Here is a 4,240-nt window from a genome sequence, read left to right as displayed (position 1 = left end):
TACCACTTAAATTTATCATTAATACCTCGGTGTACCCGTGGAAACTGTGGACTTAATGCTGACGCAGGAAAACTTCGCCTTTCTTTAGGTAGTATTACAGCACCTAATTACTGCGGTCTTATGTTAACATTCACCGTATATTTACGGCAGCTTTTTAATAAAATATTTGTCTTCTGTCCATTACTAAGAATGATCAAGATAATGGCAGTGCATTGTCTACATCAACTTTAAGGATGAACTGGGTGAGATTGTCGAGACTGATGTATCAACAAAACAAACTTGCTTCAGCCCTTACCAGTACTGCAAGAAGGTAGAAGCGTACATTCGGGAGCATGAAAATCATCGCCGCGATTGCTCCTCTCAAGCGTAACATATCCCTGACTGATGCTGATTTAGCGTCTTTGGAAGAACTGCTACTCAATGCAGAAGCAGTTGAAAGCAGAGAAAAGTTTGAGGAGGTCTACGGGAAGAACCTCAGCCTGAAGCTGTTCATTCGTCAGTTGGTAGAGTTTAATAGGAATGCAGCAAAGCAGGCATTTGGAAAATATTTGGAGGGCAGTAGTTTCAATAATACTCAAATTCCTTTGGTGGAAACTATCATTGATTACCTAATACAAAACGGGGCGATGGATGCGGAGTTACCCTATGAACTGCTATTTAACGATCTACACTAGGAAGGATTAGACAGAATTTTTGGAGCTGATGAGGCTGACGGGATTGTTTTTACAGTGCAGTCTTTCAACGAAAATGTTGGGGTCGCACGAGGGCTGGTGGTGGGCGGTAGGGGGTGATCGCACTTGTTAAATCTAAAAATATATGGTGATGCGCTATCTTAGGAACTAAATAATGGGATTTATATTACCCGAAAAGTAATCGGTATGCAGAGAAGGTTGGAAGCGGGTAGAAGTAGCATTCCCTGAGCAAACATTAGTAAGAACGGTAGGACTACCAGCAGAATGGCACTAAGTTAAGCTGAAAGGTAAGCGGCGTAGGGATTGCAGAGGGGCAGGGGAGCAGGGGGGCAGAGGGGAATTTCTAAATATCTGAACGCAATGCCTAAAATTTCTTCTTTCTCCCCTGCTCCTCCGCTCCTCTGTACCCCTGCTGCCCCAACGATTTTCCCTTTTCTTAGTGCCATTCGACTACCAGCAGTTATACTCTTATCGGGTAAGATAAGCCAGAGCCGACTTGATTTCCTCTTCAGATGCCAGACTTTCACCAACTGCCAGAAATGATACTAAATTGAGTGGCTTGTTGGTTTGTGCTGCGGCATATATTTTATGGTGGCCATCCAGTAAATAGTGAGCTAAACACCAATGCTCAGTAATCTCAGGATTACCCTGCCAAACGGCTGGCTGGTTAATGTCCAAAACAGAGACAGCATATGCTGTTGGTTGCCCACCATGCGTTATTTCATCCTGATAATGTACCACTCTGAGTTGATCCAGCTTTGTGGCAAGGAACAAAGGAATGACAAACTCGAAAAGTTGGCGATGTTCGCCCAGTGCCAGTGAGTGACTACGATAGTAACTAACGTGCGGATGATGCGGTGGTAACGCATTGATGCCCCATAAAGCAACCTGCTCTTGAACAAAATAATCATCAGGATGTCCCGGTGGAATCAAGCGTGGAAGTATTGTTGGAAAGTTGACATAGTAAGTTCCTGTTGGGAGGATCTGGCTTAGAATAGAAGTAAATGCAGGATCGATAATGTCAATCCCACTATTGAGCCGTTCTGCAATGGTTGCGGCACAAATACTGTCATTGGAACTCTCAAGCCGCTCAAAAAAGAAGACGCAAGTTCCGCAGGCATTCCCAATATGATAAGCTCGTTTGTTTCCAATTGTTAGGTAACGATCCCAGTCGTTATTAGATTTCTCGAAACCAATAATTGAAGAAGAATAAGATGTTGTGATGCGACTTGGCTTGTTCATAGCGTTGCAGAATATATGTGTCGCATACGATATCTAATTTAGTTTATGACAGGTATGCTCACACGCTTATGTAATTAGCTATTTATCTTTATTCTTTATGATTTTAGTAGATTTTCTCACCATTTACGCTAACCTCAACGCAAGCCCTTGAATCCTTTCACCAGTTCTTCTTTTGATAACAGGTTCAAGCTTTCTCGGACTAATACGGTACGCCAGGTTCTGGTTCACATCTGTGATAGTTTCCCTCAAGTGTTCCCTTTGTCAATACTCTACCACCTGAATCTTTACCAAAAGAAATTAAAGTCAGTAGACCGAAAAGTTTTGCGCTCACCAAAATTGCTTTTTTGGATATCTTTGCGGCTGCTATTACTTTGATAAATTTTTAGAGGTTATTATTCGTATAGGAAGGCTGGTCATGTACTGGGTAAGATTTTCGCCTTTTTTAACTTTGGTTAGTGCGATCGTTTTAGCATTAACAACACTCGCAGCAGTACCGACTTGTAAACTCGAATCAACTGCATTGCAAAAGCTGTTACAACGTTGGCTTGGTTTATTCGCAGCCGAGCAGCTAATACCAGGACAACTCCCTCCTCAATTGCCTCTACATCTGCCGCTACCTGAGAAGGCAGAAGTTGTTGGTAGCATTGTTAAATCCTCAAACAACTTTCAAATTATTCTTGATGTGGTACAGTCGCCAGAACAAGTACAAGCCTTCTATGAGCAAAAACTACTCCAGACCGGATGGCAAAAACAAAAACATCTCGAATTATCAACCCAACAGATAGGGTTTATAAATTCAAGCTCTACTGTCGATAACAGTAGTACAAATCAGGACAGTACATTTTGCTCTTTATCGCACAAAGCCAAGCTAAATATTCAAGCCTCCTATTTGTTTGTCTCTACCACTAAAATAAGTCCTCAAGTGCATCTGAATTTAGAAGTTTCCCCATCTAAAAGTTTATCCAACTTCCAATGTTCATTGAGCCAATCCACTCCGAAAATACAACTACCGCCCTTAAATACTCCATCCAGGGTTGGAATGAACGCAAACTTCACTGCTGGCTCGGAGCAGTCTGCTTATTCTTATGGTGTATTATATACAGAACTTGAACCTCAATTAGTGAATGCTGATTATGCAGCTCAAATTGAAAAGTTTGGATGGCAGCGAGGCGACACCAAGCACAACGACATGGGTATTTGGAGTACTTGGACTTTTAAGGATCGTTTTGGGCAGCCCAAACAAGGACTGTTAAGTATTACAAAACTTGCAGGTGTATCAAATCAATATGCCGCTTATATAGAATATCGTTGACCTCTTTGCTAAGGATATAGTTGAAGATTCACTTCCTTACGCAATATAAAACTGCTCTAGACGAAAGCTGGAGCAGTCTTGTTAGAAGTAAATTATATAGGAGACTTTTATTGTTGTCCCCGGTTTATCCATAATAAATACCGTTATATAATACTATTCACCTCAATTTTCGTACTTTACGCAAAAAAGGAATAATCTTGAAGTTGGCATTACAAAATTTAGAAGTCAGCACAAGCCACCACATCATAGACAGCATCCGCGACTTTGAGCTTCTTCCTTGATGTATCACAGGATGTGGTTGCTGGTAATGGGCTGCTGATGAGCGGGAATCTGGGGATAGAGGAAGTAGCGTAGGCGCAGCCCGTCGTAGACATCGCTCTTAAAGCAAAGCGTAGCCAATCGATTTTCTCTCTTACTGCCGAAAGTTCTACTGATGTGGACTATTGGAGGGATGAGTGGTGTGTTGGTGGGAAATCTGGCGCGAAGATTCGGTTTGGTAGCTCTTTTGTTGACAACCCACTGCTGAGGTAATACTTCAAACAAGACCTTGTGTTTATTTTTAACGCTAATTCCTCAAAGTAAAAAACAGTAGTCGTTACAGGAGCTAGGGATGCGCTCATACTCATGTCCCCTTCAGACGTTTAACTTTGCTCCTAATATTTCTCATTTAGATATGATTGCCTTCCTCTTGTGGATTTTAAGGAATTTTACTGATATTTTAATTGACTTTGTTTAGGCGGAGAAATAGTTTCGTAATTTTACGATGTTTTTCTCCGTAGAGAAGTGTCATTTTAGAAAAATAGATTTTCAACAGAGAATTGATATATAAATTTACTTAAAATAGATTATTTAACAATAGCTTATCAAAACAGATATATGTTCAGGGTTAGCGCGTCTCAAACCCTATTGACAGGGGGATTATGGCAGAGGTACTGAGTTTGAGAGAGCCGCAGCTAACACAGAGAGCATATAGCGATCGTTCATCGCTGCTCGT

General features: G+C 41.3%; 4 protein-coding genes. 2 read left to right on the top strand and 2 right to left on the bottom strand.

Going from position 1 to position 4,240, the window contains the following annotated elements:
* Positions 1–332: 332 nt before the first annotated feature.
* Entirely contained in the window at positions 333–674 is a 342-nt protein-coding gene (locus tag H6G97_RS46585; RefSeq protein WP_190947175.1) for a type I restriction-modification enzyme R subunit C-terminal domain-containing protein, read from the top strand.
* 486 nt (positions 675–1,160) lie between these two features.
* On the opposite strand, the gene H6G97_RS46580 is transcribed toward H6G97_RS46585, so the two are convergent.
* Entirely contained in the window at positions 1,161–1,934 is a 774-nt protein-coding gene (locus H6G97_RS46580) for a hypothetical protein (RefSeq protein WP_190947174.1), read from the bottom strand.
* Positions 1,935–2,349: 415 nt separating this feature from the next.
* Between H6G97_RS46580 and H6G97_RS46575 the strand changes: the two genes are divergently transcribed.
* A complete protein-coding gene (locus tag H6G97_RS46575) occupies positions 2,350–3,246 on the top strand; it encodes a hypothetical protein (RefSeq protein WP_190947173.1) in 897 nt (298 codons plus the stop codon).
* Positions 3,247–3,531: 285 nt separating this feature from the next.
* On the opposite strand, the gene H6G97_RS46570 is transcribed toward H6G97_RS46575, so the two are convergent.
* A complete protein-coding gene (locus H6G97_RS46570) occupies positions 3,532–3,789 on the bottom strand; it encodes a hypothetical protein (RefSeq protein WP_190947172.1) in 258 nt (85 codons plus the stop codon).
* Positions 3,790–4,240 lie beyond the last annotated feature (451 nt).

This window comes from Nostoc flagelliforme FACHB-838 (assembly GCF_014698065.1).
Lineage (GTDB): Bacteria > Cyanobacteriota > Cyanobacteriia > Cyanobacteriales > Nostocaceae > Nostoc > Nostoc flagelliforme_B.
This window is presented reverse-complemented; position numbering and strand designations above follow the sequence as displayed.

Coding starts and splice junctions, on each gene's coding strand:
- H6G97_RS46585 (WP_190947175.1), top strand. CDS start 333: ATGAAAATCATCGCCGCGATTGCTCCTCTCAAGCGTAACATATCCCTG.
- H6G97_RS46580 (WP_190947174.1), bottom strand. CDS start 1,934: ATGAACAAGCCAAGTCGCATCACAACATCTTATTCTTCTTCAATTATT.
- H6G97_RS46575 (WP_190947173.1), top strand. CDS start 2,350: ATGTACTGGGTAAGATTTTCGCCTTTTTTAACTTTGGTTAGTGCGATC.